Below are 18,616 nucleotides of genomic sequence, written 5' to 3'. Positions count from 1 at the left end.
GATCTCCGTCGTGGCCTGTCGTAGCACGTTCGCGACGTAGGACTTGCCGACTGTCATGCCACGTTCTGCATGCCGTCGGTTGAACACCTCCGCCAGCACGCGGCAACCGAGGTCGGGCGACCACGCGCGCAACCGGATCAGTTCGTGGCGTACCCGTGCAGACGCTGGCCGGCGCCTTCCAGGCGGGGGCCGGTGGTGGCAATGCCCTTTCCGGCGCGGCCGGTGTCGTGGCCGATGAGGCCTTCCTTAGCCGCGTAGGTACGTTGCTCAATAACCAGGGTCTGGACGCTGACAGCAGCGGGCATGCGGCAGTGATGAACCTGGCTAGCGCGGCCATGGGGCTGGCCGCAGGTAGTGCCATTGGCGGCTCAGCGGGTTCCGGTGCGGCGGTGGGCATGACGGCGCAGCAGAACGGCTATTTCGACTACCGCGATGGCCGTAGGCAGACGTTGCAGTGGCAGTCACAGGCGCTCCAGCAACTGGCCGGAGGTGATCAAAACCTTGTGCAGGCGGAGGCACATCTGCTGGACAAGGCTATGAAAGCAGGTGCCGACCCCGGAGATTTGGCGGCTTCGCTGACGGCGCCTGGTGTCGCAGAGAAACTGGCTGGCATGGCTCTCGTGGAGTCGGCCTCACGGCGGATGTTCAGCGGTACATCGTTTGACGATTTGAGTGACGCACAGAAGCAGACTGTGCTGGCAAGCATCGGCACGGTCACGGTGGGTTCCACCCAAGGTTTGGGCCCGTCAGCATTGCCAGGCCAAGATGTTGCCTCTACGGGGAATGCGTCACAGGCACCGGCGGCAGGAGACTCTGCAACTCCGATCGCCGCAGGTTCCGAGGCCGACGGCCTTCGGTACAAGATTGGTTCCGCCGTCAGCGGCGTGATCACCAATAGTGGTTTGGGTGTCGAGAAAGCGGTCAATTGGGTCGGCCAGGATACGGCGACGGCACTAGGCTATGTGGCGCTGGCAGCCATGGGCGGCCCGGCCAAGGCGGCTCAAAGCTACTTGTGGAATGTCTCGCCGCTTGGCCAGGCGGTGCAGGCGGCTAAGGAAGACTATCTCGTCAACCCCGCAGCCAACTTCATTGGCATGTATGGGTTTGGGGCGCAGACGGACGCGCAGCAGCAGGCGGTCTACCCGGCGAGCCATGCGGCAAGTTCGATGGGGGTGGATGCCATCTTGTCGGCTATTGGTGCCGTGACCTCGGGACAAGGGGCCAGGGGAATTGTTCAGGCTTCGGAGGGGTTTGGTGACGAGGTCAAGCAGGCAGATGAGGCTATTGCGAATACGAGAGTCAATTCGTCGTCCGCTCCGAGCCCTGCTCTGATTGATAGCCCATATAGCCCGTCGAATGTTGATGCACGCATTAAGCCGCCATATCAGGCAAATCCTGCGCACGATAAAGGAAGCCCTTTGTTTAATCCGAAAAAGACCCCGGAGCCAATTGATGCACAAGGAGCCTATGGCAGCGCTATTCGTGGTGGAATGGGCACGTGGTACGCTAAAGGCAAGGATGGTTACTATAGGTACTTCTCTGATAATGCGGGAACGGTGCACTTTAGTGGAGTGGTGCCAGTGGCGCAGGTGCCTAACGATGTCAGAAAGATGTTGGGTGATTAGATATGATTTTTGGTGATAAGTCGCGATTTGCGATAAGTATTGATTTGGATAATGATTCTGGTGGCCAGTGGTTATTTGGGCGTTTTTGCTATTGGATTTCCGGGGCTGTTGTTGGTGATTATGATTCCGGAACGTCTTTAAGGGACGTATTGTTTCAGATGAAATATATAGCAGGGGATAGGGGGGGGCGATTCTGTCCTGCTCTTCTAGAGCTATCAGCTGATCATGCGCTCCATGTCATTTCTGATGCTATTAATGAGGGCTCCGGAGATTTTTACAATTATGTAAAGAATGATTTTTTGCCTGCTAGGCTTGATGTGCGTATACCAGTTGATATATTTGATTCGTGGAGGATTTTCTTAATTGATGGGTGTGGTGGCTCAAGGCTGCTTTATGGCATGATTTATTCTTCCGGTGCTAATGCATTGGATTTGCGCTATGGTGAATTCGATACAATATTTGGGGAGGCTTATTCATATTTGAATATGATTTATGACAAGTGTTGATCTTTGATTTTGTTGTCCCGTCCACAGTGTCCACAGCCCTTCTCGCTGGCATTTCGGGTGATTTTTGTATAACGCTTTACAAATCGAGTTGCCAAAAATCACCGCGAAGCGGTCGTGACGTGCCGCAGTCAGCGCTTTCGGCACACCTCGACACCGTTTCGCGCCGTCATCGCGCAGCCTGCCCGTGGACAGTCCAGTCCGTTGGCTTGCTGCCGTCAAATGGTTTTTTTCGTCGGAAGTTATGGTGGAAAGAACCACCCCGTGAGCCGTCCGTCCCACGCGCTGACGAAGCAGGGCTTCCCGGTGGATTTGGCGATGCCACCCCACACCTCACTCAGTGTATGGCCGTGGAGGTGCTGATGCGGCCGCGCATGGTTGTACCAGGCGCGGAACTCCACCAGCTTGGTCCGCAGTTCGTCTTTGTCCACGATGACGATGCGGTCCAGGTGGCGCTTGAACGTGCCGAAGAAACGCTCGATGCGCCCGTTCGGCCAGGGGGCAATGCAAATCGGTGGTCTGCAGTCGGATGCCGGACAACGCCCACGCCCCTCCATACGCCCCCGTTGCGACAAAACGCGCGCCCGAAGGCCGCCTGCAGCCAACCGCGATTCAGCCTGCGACGTTAATATTTCATTTCTGAACTAACTCGCGTCAGCAAAGGCTGGCCTCATGAGCAGCAGCTTCCAGCCTACCGAACAGCGTCTTGCCGTCACCCGTCGGCGCCATCCGGCCTTTCCGTATCACTCGGCGGTGCTGGTGCGGCTGGTCAAGCACATCTACAAGCGGGTGCACGACGACACCAACCTGCTGCTCAAGCCCTGGGGCATCAACCACCCCGAGTACAACCTGCTGATGATGCTCTACGGCACCGAGGACAACGCGCTGTATGCCTCGCAGTTGTCGGAGGCGGCGGGGGAGAAGTCGGCCAACATCACGCGGCTGACCAATGAGTTGTGCCGCAAGGGGCTGATCGAGCGCAGCCTGGACGAGGGCGACCGGCGCAAGGTGGCGCTCAGCCTCACCGAGCAGGGCCTGGCCACCATCGAGAGTTTCCTTCCCGCGATGCGCGGGCTGCTGGACCAGCAGGCGTCCGGCTTGACGGAAGCGGAGATGACGCAGCTGCGGCGCTTGCTGAAGAAGTTTCTGGACCAACTCGACCGGGGCTGAGCCATGTTCGCCGTCGTTCCGCGTTCCATGCAGCGCATGCGCTGGCCGTGGCTGGGCGAGTTCATCGCCGGTGAGGCGCGCGCGTGGCTGTTCGTGGCCAAGGGCCTGCTGGCGATGCTGCTGGCGACCTGGCTGGCGATGTGGCTGCGGCTGGAACAGCCTTCCACCTGCATGATGACGGTGGCCATCGTGATGCACCCGCACAGCGGCATGGTGCTGGCCAAGAGTTTCTATCGCGCGATCGGCACGGTAACGGGCAGCGTGTTCGCGCTGGTGCTGATGGGCCTGGTGCCGCAGAACCGCGAGCTGTTCCTGCTGGCGCTCTCGCTGTGGGTGGCGCTGTGCGCGGGCGGCGCCATGCTCTACCGCAACTTCATGGCCTACGGCTTCGTGCTGGCCGGCTACACGGCGGCCATCGTGACGCTGCCGGTGGCGAACAGCCCGCTGGACGTGTTCGATTCGGCGGTGATGCGCGTGAGCGAGGTGCTGCTGGGCATCGCGGTGTCCGGCCTGGTTAGCGACGTGATCCTGCCCGAGCGCATGCACACGACGCTGCGGCAGAACGTGCGCCGGCAGTTCACCGGCTTCATCGACCTGGTGCGCGACAGCGCCGGCGGCAGCATTTCGCGGGTGGAGATGGAGCGCGCCCAGCTGGCCTTCGTGCGCAACGCGGTGCAGCTTGAAGACCTGCGCGCCTCGGTGATCTTCGAAGACCCGGAGGTCTACGCCCGCAGCGGCCAGATGCGCCTGTTCAACGAGCGCTACATGGCCGCGGCCACCAGCTTCCAGTCGCTGCACCACCTGATCCTGCGCCTGCACCATGCCGGCCGCGCCGAGATCGTGCAGGCCCTGATCGCGCTGTGCGAGCCGCTGCGCGACGCGCTCAGCCCGGCGCGCGGGCAGCAGCACGACCCGGGCGTGCTGGCGCCGCGCGTGGAGGCGTTCGCCGCCTCGCTGCGCGGGCGCGCGATGGCGCTGCGCAAGGGGCTGGACGGCGATCCGCTGGAGTTCGACACCGGCGCCTCGCTGGCGGCGCGTTTCGCGGAGGAGCTGCATGGCTTCATCGCCATCGAGGAGGCGCTGCGCGGCGGGCCGATCCGCCGCTACGTGGAGCGCGTGCGCTTCCGCCGCAGCACCGATGCGCTGGGCGCCGCGCTGGTGGCGCTGCGCGGCTTCGTCACCCTGGTGCCGCTGGCGCTGTTCTGGCTCGCCAGCGACTGGACCGAGGGCGGCAGCGCGATGATCGTGGCCGCCATATTCAGCGGCCTGGTGGCGGCCATGCCCAACCCGGTGGGCGCGGTGGTGCGTATCCTGGTCGGCTTCGCGCTGGGCGCGTGCGCGGCCTTCGTGGCGGCCTTCTGGCTGCTGCCGGGCAGCGACAGTTTCCCGCTGCTGGCGACGCTGCTGCTGCCGTGGCTGGCGATCGGCTTCTACCTCGCCACCCGGCCCACGCTGTTCGGCATCGGCGTGGGCTACGCGATCGGCTTCTCCTTCACCCTCGGGCTGAAGAACCCGATGACCTACGACGTGGGCTACTTCCTCAACAACGCCATCGCGCTGCTGATCGGCGTGCTGGTGTGCGCCGTGGCCTACATGGTGCTGCCGGGCGTGGACGGCACCCGCTGGCAGCGCGCGCGGCAGCTGCGCCGGCTGCGCGAGCTGGTGTGGCAGGCGGCCAGCGAGCCGCTGGCGGAGGTGGGCCCGCAGTTCGAGAGCGTGAGCCGCGACCTGTTCCTGCAGCAGGTGACGCATACCCGCCCGGAAAGCCGCGAATCCCGCGTGCTGCTGGCCTGGGGCCTGGCGGTGCAGGAGAGCGGGCGCGTGCTGATCGAGCTGCGCGAGGAAATGGCCGGGGCGACCTATGCGCCGGCCCTGCAGGTGGCCGTGCAGGAGGCGGTGACGGCGGTGGGCGAGCTCTACCGCGAGCCCGACGCCGGCCACTGGCGCCGCGCCGACCGCGCGGTGGGCGCGGCCATCGCCATCGCCGCGCGCACGCCGGCGCTGCGCAGCCATCTCTATCAACTGCGCAGCGCCCTGCGCGACGAGGAGTCGCCGCTGGCCTCGCTCATTCCCGACGACCCGGACAAGGAAACCCCCTGATGCCCCGCGAGTTCGCCCTGATGGGCGTGCTGTTTCCCGGCCTGCTGCCGATGTTCCTCGGCAGCCTGGTGCTGATGCTGCTGCTCGATCACGTGTTCGCCCGCACCGGCCTGTACCGGCAGGTGTGGCACCCCTCGCTGTTTCGCCTGGCCCTGTTCGTGTGCCTGTTCGGCACGGCGGGGCTGTTCCTCGTCCACTGAGCCCGCCTGCCACCCATGAACGTCCAATCGCTGTTGCGTTTTCTCATCACCGCCACCGTGGTCGTGATCGCCGTGCTGATCGGTCACGCGATGTGGCGGCACTATCTCTATGCGCCGTGGACGCGCGACGGCCGCGTGCGCGCCGAGGTGGTGAAGGTGGCGCCCGACGTGTCCGGCCTGGTCACGCGCGTGGCGGTGGAGGACAACCAGGTCGTGCACAAGGGCGACCTGCTGTTCGTGATCGACCAGGAGCGCTTCGCCAACGACCTGGCGCAGGCCGAGGCCAACCTCGCCGCCGCCGAGGCCAGCGCGCGCGCCGCCGGCGCCAACATCAACGCCGCACTGGCGAGCGCGGCGGCGCGCGAGGCGGACTACGAGAAGGCCGCCGGGCAAGCCACGCGCCGCCAGCGCATCGGCGACGTGATCTCGCAGGAGGAGCGCGAGGACGCCGAGGCCGCGGCCAACGCCGCCCACGCCACCATGCAACAGGCCCAGGCCAGCGGCCGCCAGGCCGGCGCCTCGCGCCAGCAGGCCGAGGCCGCGGTGGCGCAGGCGAAGGTGGCGGTGGACCGTGCCCGGCTGGACCTCGCGCGCACCGAGGTGCGCGCCTCGGTGGACGGCTACGTGACCAATCTCGACGTGCGCGTGGGCGACTACGCCCCCGCCGGCGCGGCGCGCCTGGCGCTGATCGACAGTCACAGCTACTACATCTACGGCTATTTCGAGGAAACCAAGCTGCCCCAGCTCGGCATCGGCGACCCGGTGGACATCCGCCTGATGAGCGGCGCGAAGCTGCGCGGCCGCATCACCGGCATCGCGCGCGGCATCGCCGACGGCGAGAACCCCACCGGCGCGGACCTCCTGATCCAGGCCAACCCCACCTTCCACTGGGTGCGCCTCGCGCAGCGCGTGCCGGTGCGCGTGGCCATCGACACCGAGCACCTGCCGGCGGACGTGGTGCTGGCGGCGGGGATGACGGCGACGGTGAAGGTGCTGGCGTTGCGCAAGCCGGGCGCCTGAGCGCCGCTTCATGGCCTTGCCCCCGACGCGCAGTCGCCATGTCAAGGAGCGCGCTTTGCGCGCGACCGTTGCGCCATGGCATTCCCGCCGCGCAGGCTTGTCGCGCGCAAGGCGTGCCCTTGCCGCTGCGGCAATGCCTTGCAAGGCGGTCGCGAACAGGCTGCTCCAAGCGCCTGTTCAAAATCTTGCCGTAGACGCAGTTGGCTCCTCCCCCTGCACGCAGGGGAGGGAGGCAGGAGACTTTTGAACCGGTTCCGGGGGCGCGCCGCGAGGGAGCGTGCGCCGGCCTTCGCACCGGCGCTCGTCCATGGCTCGGGCATGAGCCGGTTGCGGACGGGGCGAAGCCGGGCCGGCGTCGCCGTCGCGCTACCATGGCGCGCCATGAATCTCTCCACCGCTCCCCGCCGGCTGGCCGGCCGGCTGTTGCCGTTCCGCCGCCGCCGCGCGCCGTCGCCCGCGCTTCCCGCCTTCGCGGTGCCGGCCGGCGCGATCGACGTGCTGGCCGGGCCGGCCGCCTTCCGCCGCACGCTGCTGGAGCGCATCGCGCGGGCGCAGCGGCGCATCGTGCTCGTCGCGCTGTACCTGCAGGACGACGACGGCGGGCGCGAAGTGCTCGAGGCGCTGTACGCGGCGAAGGCCGCGCGGCCCCAGCTGCGCATCGACGTCTACGTGGACTGGCACCGCGCCCAGCGCGGCCTGATCGGCAAGGACCGCAGCGAAGGCAATGCCGCGATGTACCGCGACCATGCCGCGCGCCACGGCGAGGGCGTGGCGGTGTGGGGCGTGCCGGTGCAGCACCGCGAGCTGTTCGGCGTGCTGCACGTGAAGGGTTTCGTGATCGACGAGGCGGTGCTCTATACCGGCGCCAGCCTCAACGACGTCTACCTCGCCCGGCACGGGCGCTACCGGCTGGATCGCTACCACCTGATCGAGCACGCCGGCCTGGCCGACAGCCTGGCCGGCTTCGCGCAGCGCGTGCTGCACGCCGACGGCGCCGTGCAGCGGCTGGACCGGCCCGGCCCGCCGGCCACGCGCGAGCTGCTCGGGCCGATCCGCCGCCTGCGCCGGCGCCTGCTCGCGGCACGCTACGAGGTGGCGGACGAGGCGCCGGCCCCGGACACGGTGGCGGTGACGCCGCTGCTCGGCTTCGGCCGCCAGGGCAACGCGCTCAACGAGGCCGTGCTGGATCTGCTGCATGGCGCGCGCCGGCGGGTGGTGGTGTTCACGCCCTACTTCAACCTGCCGCGGCCGCTGCGCGCGGCGCTCGGCCAGCTGCTGCGGCGCGGCTGCCGCATCGACATCATGGTGGGCGACAAGACCGCCAACGACTTCTACGTGCCACCGGCGCAGCCGTTCCGCCGCATCGGCCTGCTGCCCTATCTCTACGAGGCGAACCTGCGCCGCTTCGCGCGGGCGCACCAGGTGCACATCGCGCGCGGCCAGCTCAACCTGTGGCTGTGGCGGCACGGCGACAACAGCTACCACTTGAAGGGCCTGCTGGTGGACGAGGACACGGCCCTGCTCACTGGCCACAACCTCAACCCGCGCGCCTGGATGCTGGACCTGGAGAACGGCCTGCTGCTGCGCGACCCGGCGGGGTTGCTGGTGGCGCGCCATCGCGCCGAGTGGGAGCGGCTGCGCCGGCATGCCGTGCGGCTGGAAAGCTACCGGGTGCTGCCCTGCGCGCGCAGCTATCCGCCCGAAGTGCGCCGGCTGCTGCGGCGGCTGCGCCGCGTGCGCCTGGACCGGCTGCTCAACCAGCTGCTCTGAAGCCGGCTCCCGGCACGCACCGAAACGCACCTGTAGGAGCGCGCCTTGCGCGCGACCGCAGCGTTACGGCGTTGCTGCTGCATAGGCTTGTCGCGCACCGGCGCACTCTTGCCGGGCGGCCATGCCTGAGAGGAGCCCACTAGCGCCCCGCCAGCCGCTGCAGCCTGAGCCCCAGCCAGCGTTCCACGTCCGGCCATTCGCCGGCGAGGATGGAGTAGCACACGGTGTCGCGCAGGCTGCCGTCGGGGCGGCGCTTGTGGGCGCGCAGCACGCCGTCGCGGTGGGCGCCCAGGCGCTCGATGGCGCGCTGCGAGTCGAGGTTGCGGTGGTCGGTGTGGAACTCCACCGCCACGCAGTCCAGCGCCTCGAAGGCGTGGCCGAGCAGCAGGCGCTTGCAGGCGGTGTTGAGGTGGCTCTTCTGCCAGCGCTTCGCGTACCAGGTGTAGCCGATCGCCACGCGCGGCAGTTCCGGCACGAAATCGTAGTAGCGGGTGGTGCCGACGATCTCGCCGCTGGCCTTCTCGCGCACCGCGAACGGCAGCATGGCGCCGGCGCGCTGGCCGGCCAGCGCCGCCTCCACGTAGGCGCCGGCCTGGCCCGGCGCGGGCGCGCTGGTGAACCACAGCTTCCACAGTTCGCCGTCGGCGGCCGCCGCCTCCAGGGCCGGAACGTGGTCGAGGGTCAGGGGTTCGAGTGCGACGTGGGCGTTCGCGAGTACGGTCGGGGCGAGGGGTGGCATGGCGTCCGGATCAGGCGTCGAGGTCGGGGATCAGCTTGCTTTCCAGCCGCGCGATGGTGTCCTTCAGCAGCAGCTTGCGCTTCTTCAGGCGCGTGAGCTGCAACTCGTCGCGGCCGCGTACGCCGGCCATCTGCTGGATCACCGCGTCGAGATCGCGGTGCTCCTGGCGCAGCTCGATCAGGCGGTGGGCGATCGCGTTGGAATCCTGGACCTGCATGACGGCCGGCGGCGGGTGGAAGAGGCGCAAGTTTAGCGCCCGGCGGCTTCCGCGTGGCGGGCAGGCTACAATGGGCGCCGGTTTCCGCCCGTTCCGCCTCCATGTCCGTCCAGCCCGAACCCTCCCGCAAGCAGGCCTACGAGGCCGGCAAGCTGGCCAAGCGCCTGCGCCACCAGGTGGGCCAGGCCATCGCCGATTTCCAGATGATCGAGGAAGGCGACAAGGTGATGGTGTGCCTCTCCGGCGGCAAGGATTCCTACACCCTGCTGGACATCCTGCTCTCGCTGCAGGCCAGGGCGCCGGTGCGCTTCGAACTGATCGCGGTGAACCTGGACCAGAAGCAGCCGGGCTTTCCCGAGCACGTGCTGCCCGAGTACCTCACCGCGCTCGGCGTGCCGTTCCACATCATCGAGCAGGACACCTACAGCACCGTCACCCGCGTGATCCCCGAGGGCAAGACGATGTGCAGCCTGTGCTCGCGGCTGCGCCGCGGCGCGCTGTACACCTGGGCGGCGGCCAACGGCGTCACCAAGATCGCGCTCGGCCACCACCGCGACGACATCCTCGGCACCTTCTTCCTCAACCTGTTCCACCAGGCGAGCCTGAAGGCCATGCCGCCCAAGCTGCGTTCGGACGACGGCCGCCACGTGGTGATCCGCCCGCTGGCCTACTGCCGCGAGGACGACATCGCCGAGTACGCGGCGCAGAAGGCCTTCCCCATCATCCCGTGCAACCTGTGCGGCTCGCAGGAGAACCTGCAGCGCAAGGCGGTCAAGCGCATGCTGGAGGAATGGGAGAAGCAGTGGCCGGGGCGCAGCGAGAACATCTTCCGCGCGCTCGGCAACGTGGCGCCTTCGCAGCTGGCCGACCGCAAGCTGTTCGATTTCGCCGCCCTCGGCGCCCGCGAGGGCGCGGCCCGGGCCGACGCCCACGGCTGGCTCGCCGGCGACGATACCGGGCATAATTAGCCGTCTATACCTCCAATCCACCACCACAACGAGCAACGCCGTGTCCCTCTTTGCGAAAGTCGAAATGGCCCCCGGCGACCCGATCCTGGGTCTCACCGAAGCCTTCCTGGCCGATAGCCGGCCCAACAAGGTGAACCTTGGCGTGGGCATCTACGTCGACGACGCGGGACGCATTCCGGTGCTGCGGAGCGTGCAGCAGGTCGAGCTGCAGCTGGCGCAGTCGCCGCGCCCGCGCGGCTACCTGCCGATCGACGGCCTGCCCGCCTACAACCAGGCCACCCAGAAGCTGCTGTTCGGCGCCGAGTCCCCGCTGCTGGCCGCCGGCCGTGTGGCCACCGCGCAGACCATCGGCGGCAGCGGCGCGCTGCGCGTGGGCGCGGAGCTGCTCAAGCAGGTGGCCGGCGCCGGCGCCAGGCTCGCCATCAGCAACCCGAGCTGGGGCAACCACCACGCCGTGTTCCGTGCCGCGGGTTTCGAACTGGTCGAGTACCGCTACTACGATGCGGCCACCCACGGCCTCGACTTCGCCGGCATGCTGGAAGACCTCGGCAAGCTGGAGCCGGGCACCGTGGTGCTGCTGCACGCCTGCTGCCACAACCCCACCGGCGTGGACCCCAGCGCCGCGCAGTGGCAGCAGATCGTGGAGCTGGTGAAGGAGCGCAACCTGCTCGCCTTCATCGACCTCGCCTACCAGGGCTTCGACCGCGGCACCGAGGCGGACGCCACCGCCATCCGCCTGTTCGCCGAGGCGGGGGTGGAGAACTTCGTGGTCGCCAGCTCCTACTCCAAGTCGTTCTCGCTGTACGGCGAGCGCGTGGGCGCGCTGTCCTTCGTGGGCGCCGACCGCGAGGAGGCGGCGCGGCTGCGCTCGAAGATCAAGCAGATCATCCGCACCATCTACTCCAGCCCCGCCGCGCACGGCGGCCATTTGGTGGCTGCCGTGCTGGAGAGCGCCGAGCTGCGCACGCAGTGGGAGGCGGAGCTGGGCGAGATGCGCGAGCGTATCCACGCCATGCGCGAGGGTTTCGTGTCGCGCCTGGCCGCGCTCGGCGCGCCGGACTTCGGCTTCATCAACCGGCAGGCCGGCATGTTCTCCTACTCGGGCCTGAGCAAGGCGCAGGTGCTGCGCCTGCGCGAGGAATACGCCATCTACGCGCTCGACTCCGGCCGCATCTGCGTGGCCGCGCTCAACAGCGCCAACATCGACTACGTGAGCGAGGCGGTGACGGCGGTGAGCAAGGGCTGAGCCTTCCGCGTCCGATCGAACGAAAAGGGGCGGCCGTTTGGCCGCCCCTTTTTTTCGTGCCGCATCGCGCGTGGGCTCAGTAGTCGTAGCTCACGCTGAGGCGCACGTAGCGCGGGGCCTGGTAGGCTGCGGCGGTGCCGTATAGCGGGTTAGGCGTGGTGCCGCGGGTTACCGAGTAGGGATAGGCCGCGGTCATGCGCTGCTCGTTGAGCACGTTGAACACATTGGCGCTGAGGCCGAGCTTGCCGGCGGCGAAGGTCGGGCGATAGGTCACGCCCAGGTCGAGCTGGCGGATCCACGGCAGGCGGCCGTGGCTGCCGGGCGGCGAGGGCTGGCCGTCGCAGAAGTGGTAGCTGTTGGTGTAGCCCGCCGGATCGGTGGCATTGGGGCCGTAGGCGCCGAGGCACTGCCGGGGCGCGCCGGATGCCACGCTGAGGTTGGCGGAGGCCAACCATTCGGGCGTGAACTGGTAGTAGCCGAAGAACTTGATCTGGTGCTTGCGATCGTTGTTCTGCACGCCGTTGGTGTGCTCCATGATGAAGGAGTTGTCCCAGTCCTGCGTGGTCGAGGTGGCCGTCTGGCCACTGGCGCGGCCGGTGGCGTACAGGTCCGAGCGAAGCTGACCTTCCGTGTTGCCGTAGCTGCGCGAGAACACGTAGGTGAGCTTGCCGTACCAGGTGCCGTCGAACGGGTGCTCGAGGAAGGTTTCCAGGCCGTAGTAGCGGCGCTTGAGCCGTGGGAAGCCGAACTCCTCGCGGTTGAGCGAGACAGAGCGGTAGTTGCCTGAGGTGTCGACCAGGGTGAAGGTGTTGGCCTTGCCCGGGTTGATCAGCCAGCAGCTGACCGGGTTGCTGGCGGGGACGCCTTCGGCCGGGCTTTCGAACGTCACGTCGTAGCCGAGCGAAGCCGCCTTGGCCTGCACGCGGTCGCCTTCGGATAGGTAGCAGTAGTCGTCGATGGCGTTGCGCAGGATGCGCTGGGTCAGCTTGGCGCCATACACCCAGTTCGCACCCGCGGTCTTGGTGAAGCCGAGGATGAACTCGTCCTGGTATTCGGACTTGAGCCCCTGGGTGGTGACCGTCTTGGGGTCGGGCAGCTGGCCGAAGGTGTTGTTGGCCGCCACGGGGTTGGAGAAGGCGGTCAGGCCCGTCGGCGAGCCGTCGGCGGCGATGCCGCTGTAGGTGAAGTATTGCTGGGTATTCAAGGCGCCGCCGGCCGCATTCAGCGCGGGGTTGAGCGGCAGGCCGAGATAGTAGCGCCCGGCGTTGCCGTACACCTTGAAGCTGGCGTCGCCGTTCACGTCCCACGAGAAGCCCAGGCGCGGCGCCCACTGCGGCGTGCGCTGGCGGATGAAGGCGTCGCCGTCGCTGTTGTAGTTGGTGAACTGGTCGTTGCGCAGGCCGAGCGAGAGCAGCAGGCGGTCGCTGACCTGCCACTTGTCCTCGATGTACTGCGCGCGCTGGCTGGAGCGCACCGTCGCCAGGCTGTAGGCCACGTTCTGGATCACGTAGTAGCCGCTGGCGCCGTTGGGGTAGTTGCCAGGCGCACCTACACCCAGGCCGGTGGAAATGTCCACGAACGGATCCTTGGTGTAGCCGTATTCCCACGAGTAGCCGGGGCCGGACGTGAACGCGCCTTGGTCGATGGCCTTGGCATTCTGGTTGTCGATGCCGAGCGTAATCGTGTGATCACCGAGCACGTAGCTGATGTCAAGCCGGTAATTGTTGGTCTTGTTGCTGCGGTTGGCCGAGGTAAGGCTGGCGATCTGGCTGTTACGGCGTTCCGATCCGCCATTCAGGGCAGGATTTTGGAAGCCGGTATTGGTGACATAGGTGAGGCTGGAGTCGTAACCGACCGGTTGGTTGTAGTTGTTGGTCTTCATCTTGCCGTACAGCGCCGTCACCGTGAGGCTGTCGGTGAGGTAGCCGGTGTACTTCAGCGCGTACAGGTCGCCGCCGGCCTTGGTGCGGTTGTCGTAGCGCGAGAAGCCGAGCCTCGTCTGCGTGGCATAGTTGTAGTTGTAGATCGAGCCGTTGGTCTCGTGCTTGTCCGAGGCGCCGGTGAGCTCGAGGATGTGGTTGTCGGTGATGTTCCAGTCGAGCTTGGCGTACCAGCGCGGGTCGCCGTAGCGGTAGCCCACGTAGGGCTTGTTGGAATTGAAGTTGATGGTCGGGTTGACCGTGTTGCCTTCCTGCCGCTCGAACTCGCCGGCCACGAAGAAGAACAGCTTGTCCTTGATCAGCGGGCCGCCGGCGTAGGCGCTGGCGGTGGTGGTCCACACATGGTCCTGGCTGTCGGGCGAATAGAGGTATTCGTTGCCCGGCACCGGCGAGGCGATGCCGGCGAGGCCATTGCGGAAATAGCGGTCACGCTGCGCGGCGCGGGCGAAGGCCGGCTCCCACAGCAGCTGGGCGCCGAAGTGCCACTCGTTGGTGCCGCGCTTGCCCACCACGTTGATCACGCCGCCGTCGGAGCGGCCGTACATGGCGCTGTAGCCGCCGGTGTAGACCTCCTGCTGGTCGATCGCGCCGTACGGCAGCGACAGGCCGCCCAGGCCCTGCAGCGGGTCGGTGGTGGCGAAGCCGTTGATGTAGTAGGCGTTCTCGCTGGCGGCCGAGCCGCTGAAGCTGACCAGCGAATTGCCGGTGGCGCCGGTGTAGCTGCCGCCGTTGTTGATCACGCCGGGGGCCAGCAGGGCAATGGCTTCGGCCGAGCGCCCCAGCGGCAGCCTGGCCAGCTGGTCGGCGGTGACCACGGTGCGCGAGTCCACGCTGGAGACGTCGACCGAAGGCAGCGCGCTGGCGTTCACGCTGACGCCGCCGAGCGTCTTGGTCTCGGCCGGCGCGAACGAGACGTCGGTACCGGCGCCGAGCTTGACCACCACGTCGTCGCGCGTCTCGACCGCCTGGCCGTTCCGCTGCAGGACCACGGTATAGGTGCCCACGGGCAGCTGGGCCGCCGAGTAGCGGCCGCGCTCGTCGAGGCTGACGGTGCGGGTAAGGCCGGTGTTGCTCTTGATCTGGACGCTGTCGCCCTGGCCTGCGGCCACCTGGCCGAACACAGTACCGGTGGTGGACTGCGCCAGAGCGGTGCCGCTCAGGCCGATACTGATCGCCAGCGCCAGGCCGCGCCGGATTAACTGCTTGGTGGTTGCCATCGTGATGTATCTCCCCTACGAGTGGCGCAAAAGCGGCCGCCGGCTGTCTTGCAGCGCGGAAATTTGTGCGGTCGGCGAGTCCATTCTGCCTTTGCGTGGATCCCCGACGGGCGGTGAAAACCCGCGCCCATCGAGCGTTCTTGCGTCCGGGAAGTCCCGGCGAGGTCGCATGCCCCATCCGCCAAACGCATTGCTGCGTCGCGGCATGCGTTTCGCGTTATATATGAAAACGGAAATGGCTGTATAGATGGCTGGCCACAATTTCGTGAGATTTCGCGGCCTTCCTTGCGTCTTGCACGGTGCGCCCATCGCTACAAGTTGCGAAGGCGTGCCGCATCGGGCCCGCGTCCCCGGCGCCTGTCGAGCGAGAAGCGTCGTCCTGCAGGCAGGCTGTCTCGCCGGCGCTCAAAAAGAGAAGGGCGGCCTGGGCCGCCCCTCGTGCTACGAGCCGTCGGCCCCCTCAGTAGTCGTAGGTCACCCCCAACTGCACGTAGCGCGGCAGCTGGCGCACCTGCGCGGTGCCGAACTTCGGGTCCGCCGTACCCGGCGCCGACTGGGAGTAGGGGTAGGCGTTGAGGATGGCCTGCTTGTTGAACACGTTGTAGACGTTGAGGCTGAAGGCCAGCTTCTGGCCGGCGAAGGCCGGGCGGTAGCTGGCGCCCACGTCCACCTGCTTCATCCACGGGTACCGCCCGGTGGAGCCCAGCGGCGAGGGCTTGCCGTTGCACCAGTGGTAGGCGTTCTCGTAGCCGGCCGGGTCGCCGGTGCCGTCGGGGCCGTAGTAGCCCAGGCAGCTCTTGGGGCTACCGGAGGTCAGCTGGATGGTGGTGGAGACCAGCCACTCGGGGGTGATCTGGTAGTAGCCGAAGAACTTGATCTGGTGCGTGTGATCGTTGCTCTGCGGGCCGTTGGTGTTCTCCATGATGTAGGAGTTGTCCCAGTCCTCGCTCTCGGAGGAGGCGGTCTGCTGCAGGTCCGAGCGCAGCTGGCCCTCGGTGTTGCCGTAGCTGCGCGAGAACACGTAGGTCAGCTTGCCGTACCAGGTGCCGTCGAACGGGTGCTCGAGGAAGGTTTCCAGGCCGTAGTACTTGCGCTTGAGCCGGGGCAGACCCAGCTGGGCGTTGCTGACCGGCACGTACTGGTAGTTGCCGGCCGCGTCGATCACCACGAAGGTGTTGGCCCGGCCGGGGTTGAACAGGTAGCAGCTGTTGGTGGCGTTCACGTTGTAGCCGAGCGCGGACGCTTCCTGGTTGATCTTGTCCACGTCGCAGTAGTCGTCCACCGCGTTGCGCAGGATGCGGTGGCTCAGCTTGGCGCCGTACACCCAGCTCGGGCCGGCGGTCTTGGTGAAGCCGAGGATGAACTCGTCCTGGTTCTCCGCCTTGATGCCCTTGGCGGTGACGGTCTTGGGATCGGGCAGCACGCCGAAGTTGTTGTTGGCCGAGACGGGGCCGGAGATGGCGGTGAGGCCGGACGGCGTGCCGTCGGCGTTGATGCCGCCGTAGGTGAAGTACTGGTCGGTGCGCACGTTGCCGCCGGCGGCGTCCAGCGAGGGCTGCAGCGGCAGGCCCAGGTAGTAGCGGCCGGCGTTGCCGTACACCTTGAAGCTGGAGTCGCCGTAGACGTCCCAGCTGAAGCCCAGGCGCGGCGCCCACTGCGGCGAGGTCTGCTTGATGTAGGCCTGGCCGGCGGCGTTGTAGTCGGTGTACTGGTCGTTGCGCAGGCCGAGCGAGAGCAGCAGGCGGTCGTTGACCTGCCACTTGTCCTCCACGTACTGGGAGCGCTGCTTGGAGCGCACGCTGGCGACGGAGCTGAGCGTGTACTGGTCCACGTAGTAGCCGGTGGCGCCGTTCGGGTAGCCGGCCGGCGCGCCCACGCCCAGGCCGTCGGAGATGGGCGTGGTGGGGTCGTCCAGGTGGCCGTAGATCCAGCGGTAGCCCGGGCCGGAGGTCGCCGAGCCCTGGTCGATGGCCTGGGCGTTCTGGTTGTCGAGGCCGGCGGAGAGGGTGTGGTCGCCGACCTGCCAGGTGAGGTCCAGCCGCAGGTTGCTGGTCTTGTTGCTGCGGTTGGGGTTGAAGATCGTCGACACGGTCTGGCTGTTGCCGATCTGCTGGCCGCCCGTGACCGCCGGGTTCTGGTACTGCAGGTTCGAGACGTAGGTGAGGCCGTCGTCGTAGTTGGCGGGCTGGTCGTAGTTGACCGTCTTCATCTTGCCGTAGAGGGCGGTCAGGGTCAGGTCGTCGGTGAGGTAGCTGGTGAACTTGGCCGTGTAGAGGTCGCCGCCGGCCTTGGTGTCGTCGGCGTAGCCGCGGAGGCTGCCGCGCTTGAGCGCGTCGTAGTCGTAGTTATAGAGCGTGCCGGAGGTCTGGTACTTGTTGGAGGCGCCGGTGACTTCCAGGATGTTGCTGTCGGTGATGTTCCAGTCCAGCTTCGCGTACCACTTGGGCATGGTGTACTTGTACTTGGTGTAGTACGGGTAGCTGGGCGGGCTGGTGGTGGCGTCGCTGGCGTTGGCGTTGGCGCCCTGCTGCCGCTGCGCCTCGGCCGAGGCGAAGAAGAACAGCTTGTCCTTGATCAGCGGGCCGCCGACGTAGGCGTCGTAGATGGTGACCCAGCTGTGGTTGGCGCGGTTGGGGTCGTACACGCCGCTGCCGTCGTTGAGATAGACGTTGCCCTCGTTGGCGCGGGCGAAGGCCGGCTGCCACAGCAGCTGGCCGCCGAAGTGCCACTCGTTGGTGCCACGCTTGCCCACCATGTTGATCACGCCGCCGTCGGAGCGGCCGTACTGTGCGCTGTAGCCGCCGGTGTAGACCTCTTCCTGGTCGATCGAGCCGTAGGGCAGGGTGATGCCGCCGAAGCCCTTGAGCGGGTCGGTGGTGTTGAAGCCGTTGATGTAATAGGCGTTCTCGCTGGCGGAGGAGCCGCCGAAGCTCACCAGCGACTGGCCGGTGGCGCTGCGGTAGCCGCCGCTGTTGTTGACCACGCCGGGCGCGAGCTGGGCGATGGCCTCGGCCGAGCGGGCCATCGGCAGCTTGGCGAGCTGGTCGGCGGTGATCACCGTGCGCGAGTCCACGCTGGTGACGTCGATCGAGGGCAACTGGTTGGCGCTGACGCTGACGCCGCCGAGCGTCCTGGCGGCCGTGGCGGTGGCCGCCGCCGTCGCCGTCGCGAACGATACCTCGGTGCCGGTGCCCACCCGGATGGCGATGCTGTCGCGCGTATCGACCGTCTTGCCGTCGCGCTGCAGCACCACGGAATAGGTGCCTACCGGAAGCTGGCCCACCGCATAGCGGCCGCGCGGGTCGGGCGTCGTCGTGCGGGTGACGCCGGTGCTGCTCTTGATCAGGATGCTGTCGCCTTCGCCGGCGGGCACCTGGCCGAAAATGCTGCCGGTGGTGGATTGCGCCAGGGCCGTGCAACTGAGCCCCATGCCGATCGCCCAGGCCAGGCCGCGTTTCATCAACTGCCGATTGGTTGCCATTGCGTTGTGTGCTCCCCTCGTCGAGTGACGCCAACGAGCCATGCCGGCCATGGATGCGGCGCAAAAAGAGCCGTTAAGGCCGGTAAAAGCCCTGGTGTCCGTGCGTGGTGGTGGTCGGCCGGATCCGCCCGGTTGGCCGCGTGGGGCCGGAATGAAAATGCGCGCCCCGCGGCATGCCCTCGTCCCATGCGCCATCTGCTGCGGCGCGGCATGCCATTCGGTTATATAAAAATCGGAAATGGCTGTATAGCCGTCCGGACGGCTTTTTCAGTAAATAATTTCTTGCGATACAAAGTTATTTCTTGCGTATTTGGCGGGGCAGCATGCGCGCTTGATGGCGGACGGGCCGCGCCATGGCGCCCCGGCACTGGCCGGGCGGCGAATGGGCATCCGGTATGATGGGCGTTTTGGCCGGGCCCG

Annotated in this window: 14 protein-coding genes; 9 read left to right on the top strand and 5 right to left on the bottom strand. The window is 67.0% G+C overall.

Annotated elements, in window-relative coordinates; all coding sequences use genetic code 11:
- Window positions 1-155 precede the first annotated feature (155 nt).
- A complete protein-coding gene (locus ACH65_RS19975) occupies window positions 156-1,625 on the top strand; it encodes a hypothetical protein (protein WP_153242620.1) in 1,470 nt (489 codons plus the stop codon).
- Window positions 1,626-1,627: 2 nt separating this feature from the next.
- Window positions 1,628-2,131, top strand: coding sequence for an Imm42 family immunity protein (locus ACH65_RS19185; protein ID WP_237561535.1), 504 nt, complete (start codon window positions 1,628-1,630; stop codon window positions 2,129-2,131).
- Window positions 2,132-2,370: 239 nt separating this feature from the next.
- On the opposite strand, the gene ACH65_RS21210 is transcribed toward ACH65_RS19185, so the two are convergent.
- Window positions 2,371-2,685, bottom strand: coding sequence for an integrase core domain-containing protein (locus ACH65_RS21210; RefSeq protein ID WP_082190346.1), 315 nt, complete (start codon window positions 2,683-2,685; stop codon window positions 2,371-2,373).
- A 115-nt stretch (window positions 2,686-2,800) separates the two neighbouring features.
- On the opposite strand from ACH65_RS21210, the gene ACH65_RS14685 reads away from it, so the two are divergent.
- The 5 genes from ACH65_RS14685 (at window position 2,801) to pssA (ending at window position 8,388) form a co-directional block, all read left to right on the top strand.
- Entirely contained in the window at window positions 2,801-3,298 is a 498-nt protein-coding gene (locus ACH65_RS14685) for a MarR family transcriptional regulator (RefSeq protein WP_049623361.1), read from the top strand.
- A 3-nt stretch (window positions 3,299-3,301) separates the two neighbouring features.
- Window positions 3,302-5,398, top strand: coding sequence for an FUSC family protein (locus tag ACH65_RS14680; protein WP_049623360.1), 2,097 nt, complete (start codon window positions 3,302-3,304; stop codon window positions 5,396-5,398).
- A complete protein-coding gene (locus tag ACH65_RS14675; protein WP_049623359.1) occupies window positions 5,398-5,598 on the top strand; it encodes a DUF1656 domain-containing protein in 201 nt (66 codons plus the stop codon). Before ACH65_RS14680 ends, ACH65_RS14675 begins: the two co-directional genes overlap by 1 nt.
- 15 nt (window positions 5,599-5,613) lie before the next feature.
- The gene (locus ACH65_RS14670) at window positions 5,614-6,618 is read left to right on the top strand and encodes an HlyD family secretion protein (RefSeq protein ID WP_049623358.1); all 1,005 of its coding nucleotides are present in this window, start codon (window positions 5,614-5,616) and stop codon (window positions 6,616-6,618) included.
- Window positions 6,619-6,999: 381 nt separating this feature from the next.
- Complete coding sequence (pssA, locus tag ACH65_RS14665) at window positions 7,000-8,388, top strand: CDP-diacylglycerol--serine O-phosphatidyltransferase (protein ID WP_049623357.1); 1,389 nt, start codon at window positions 7,000-7,002, stop codon at window positions 8,386-8,388.
- A gap of 139 nt (window positions 8,389-8,527) precedes the next feature.
- Here pssA and ACH65_RS14660 read toward each other — a convergent pair whose 3' ends face one another.
- Window positions 8,528-9,127: a GNAT family N-acetyltransferase gene (locus ACH65_RS14660; protein ID WP_049623356.1), complete on the bottom strand. Its 600-nt coding sequence runs from the start codon at window positions 9,125-9,127 to the stop codon at window positions 8,528-8,530.
- A 10-nt stretch (window positions 9,128-9,137) separates the two neighbouring features.
- Complete coding sequence (locus tag ACH65_RS14655) at window positions 9,138-9,344, bottom strand: YdcH family protein (RefSeq protein WP_049623365.1); 207 nt, start codon at window positions 9,342-9,344, stop codon at window positions 9,138-9,140.
- 101 nt (window positions 9,345-9,445) lie between these two features.
- On the opposite strand from ACH65_RS14655, the gene ttcA reads away from it, so the two are divergent.
- Window positions 9,446-10,312: a tRNA 2-thiocytidine(32) synthetase TtcA gene (gene ttcA, locus ACH65_RS14650; RefSeq protein WP_049623355.1), complete on the top strand. Its 867-nt coding sequence runs from the start codon at window positions 9,446-9,448 to the stop codon at window positions 10,310-10,312.
- Between the two features lie 40 nt (window positions 10,313-10,352).
- The gene (locus ACH65_RS14645; RefSeq protein ID WP_082190345.1) at window positions 10,353-11,558 is read left to right on the top strand and encodes an amino acid aminotransferase; all 1,206 of its coding nucleotides are present in this window, start codon (window positions 10,353-10,355) and stop codon (window positions 11,556-11,558) included.
- A 76-nt stretch (window positions 11,559-11,634) separates the two neighbouring features.
- On the opposite strand, the gene ACH65_RS14640 is transcribed toward ACH65_RS14645, so the two are convergent.
- On the bottom strand, window positions 11,635-14,715 hold the full coding sequence (locus tag ACH65_RS14640; protein ID WP_049623353.1) for a TonB-dependent receptor: 3,081 nt from the start codon (window positions 14,713-14,715) through the stop codon (window positions 11,635-11,637).
- A 460-nt stretch (window positions 14,716-15,175) separates the two neighbouring features.
- The gene (locus tag ACH65_RS14635) at window positions 15,176-18,175 is read right to left on the bottom strand and encodes an outer membrane beta-barrel protein (protein ID WP_049623352.1); all 3,000 of its coding nucleotides are present in this window, start codon (window positions 18,173-18,175) and stop codon (window positions 15,176-15,178) included.
- Between the last annotated feature and the right edge of the window lie 441 nt (window positions 18,176-18,616).

The sequence above is a fragment of the Frateuria defendens genome, assembly GCF_001182895.1.
In the GTDB taxonomy this organism is placed as follows: domain Bacteria; phylum Pseudomonadota; class Gammaproteobacteria; order Xanthomonadales; family Rhodanobacteraceae; genus Frateuria_B; species Frateuria_B defendens.
The sequence above is the reverse complement of the archived record's forward strand: the minus strand, read 5'-3'. Positions and strand labels throughout refer to the sequence as shown.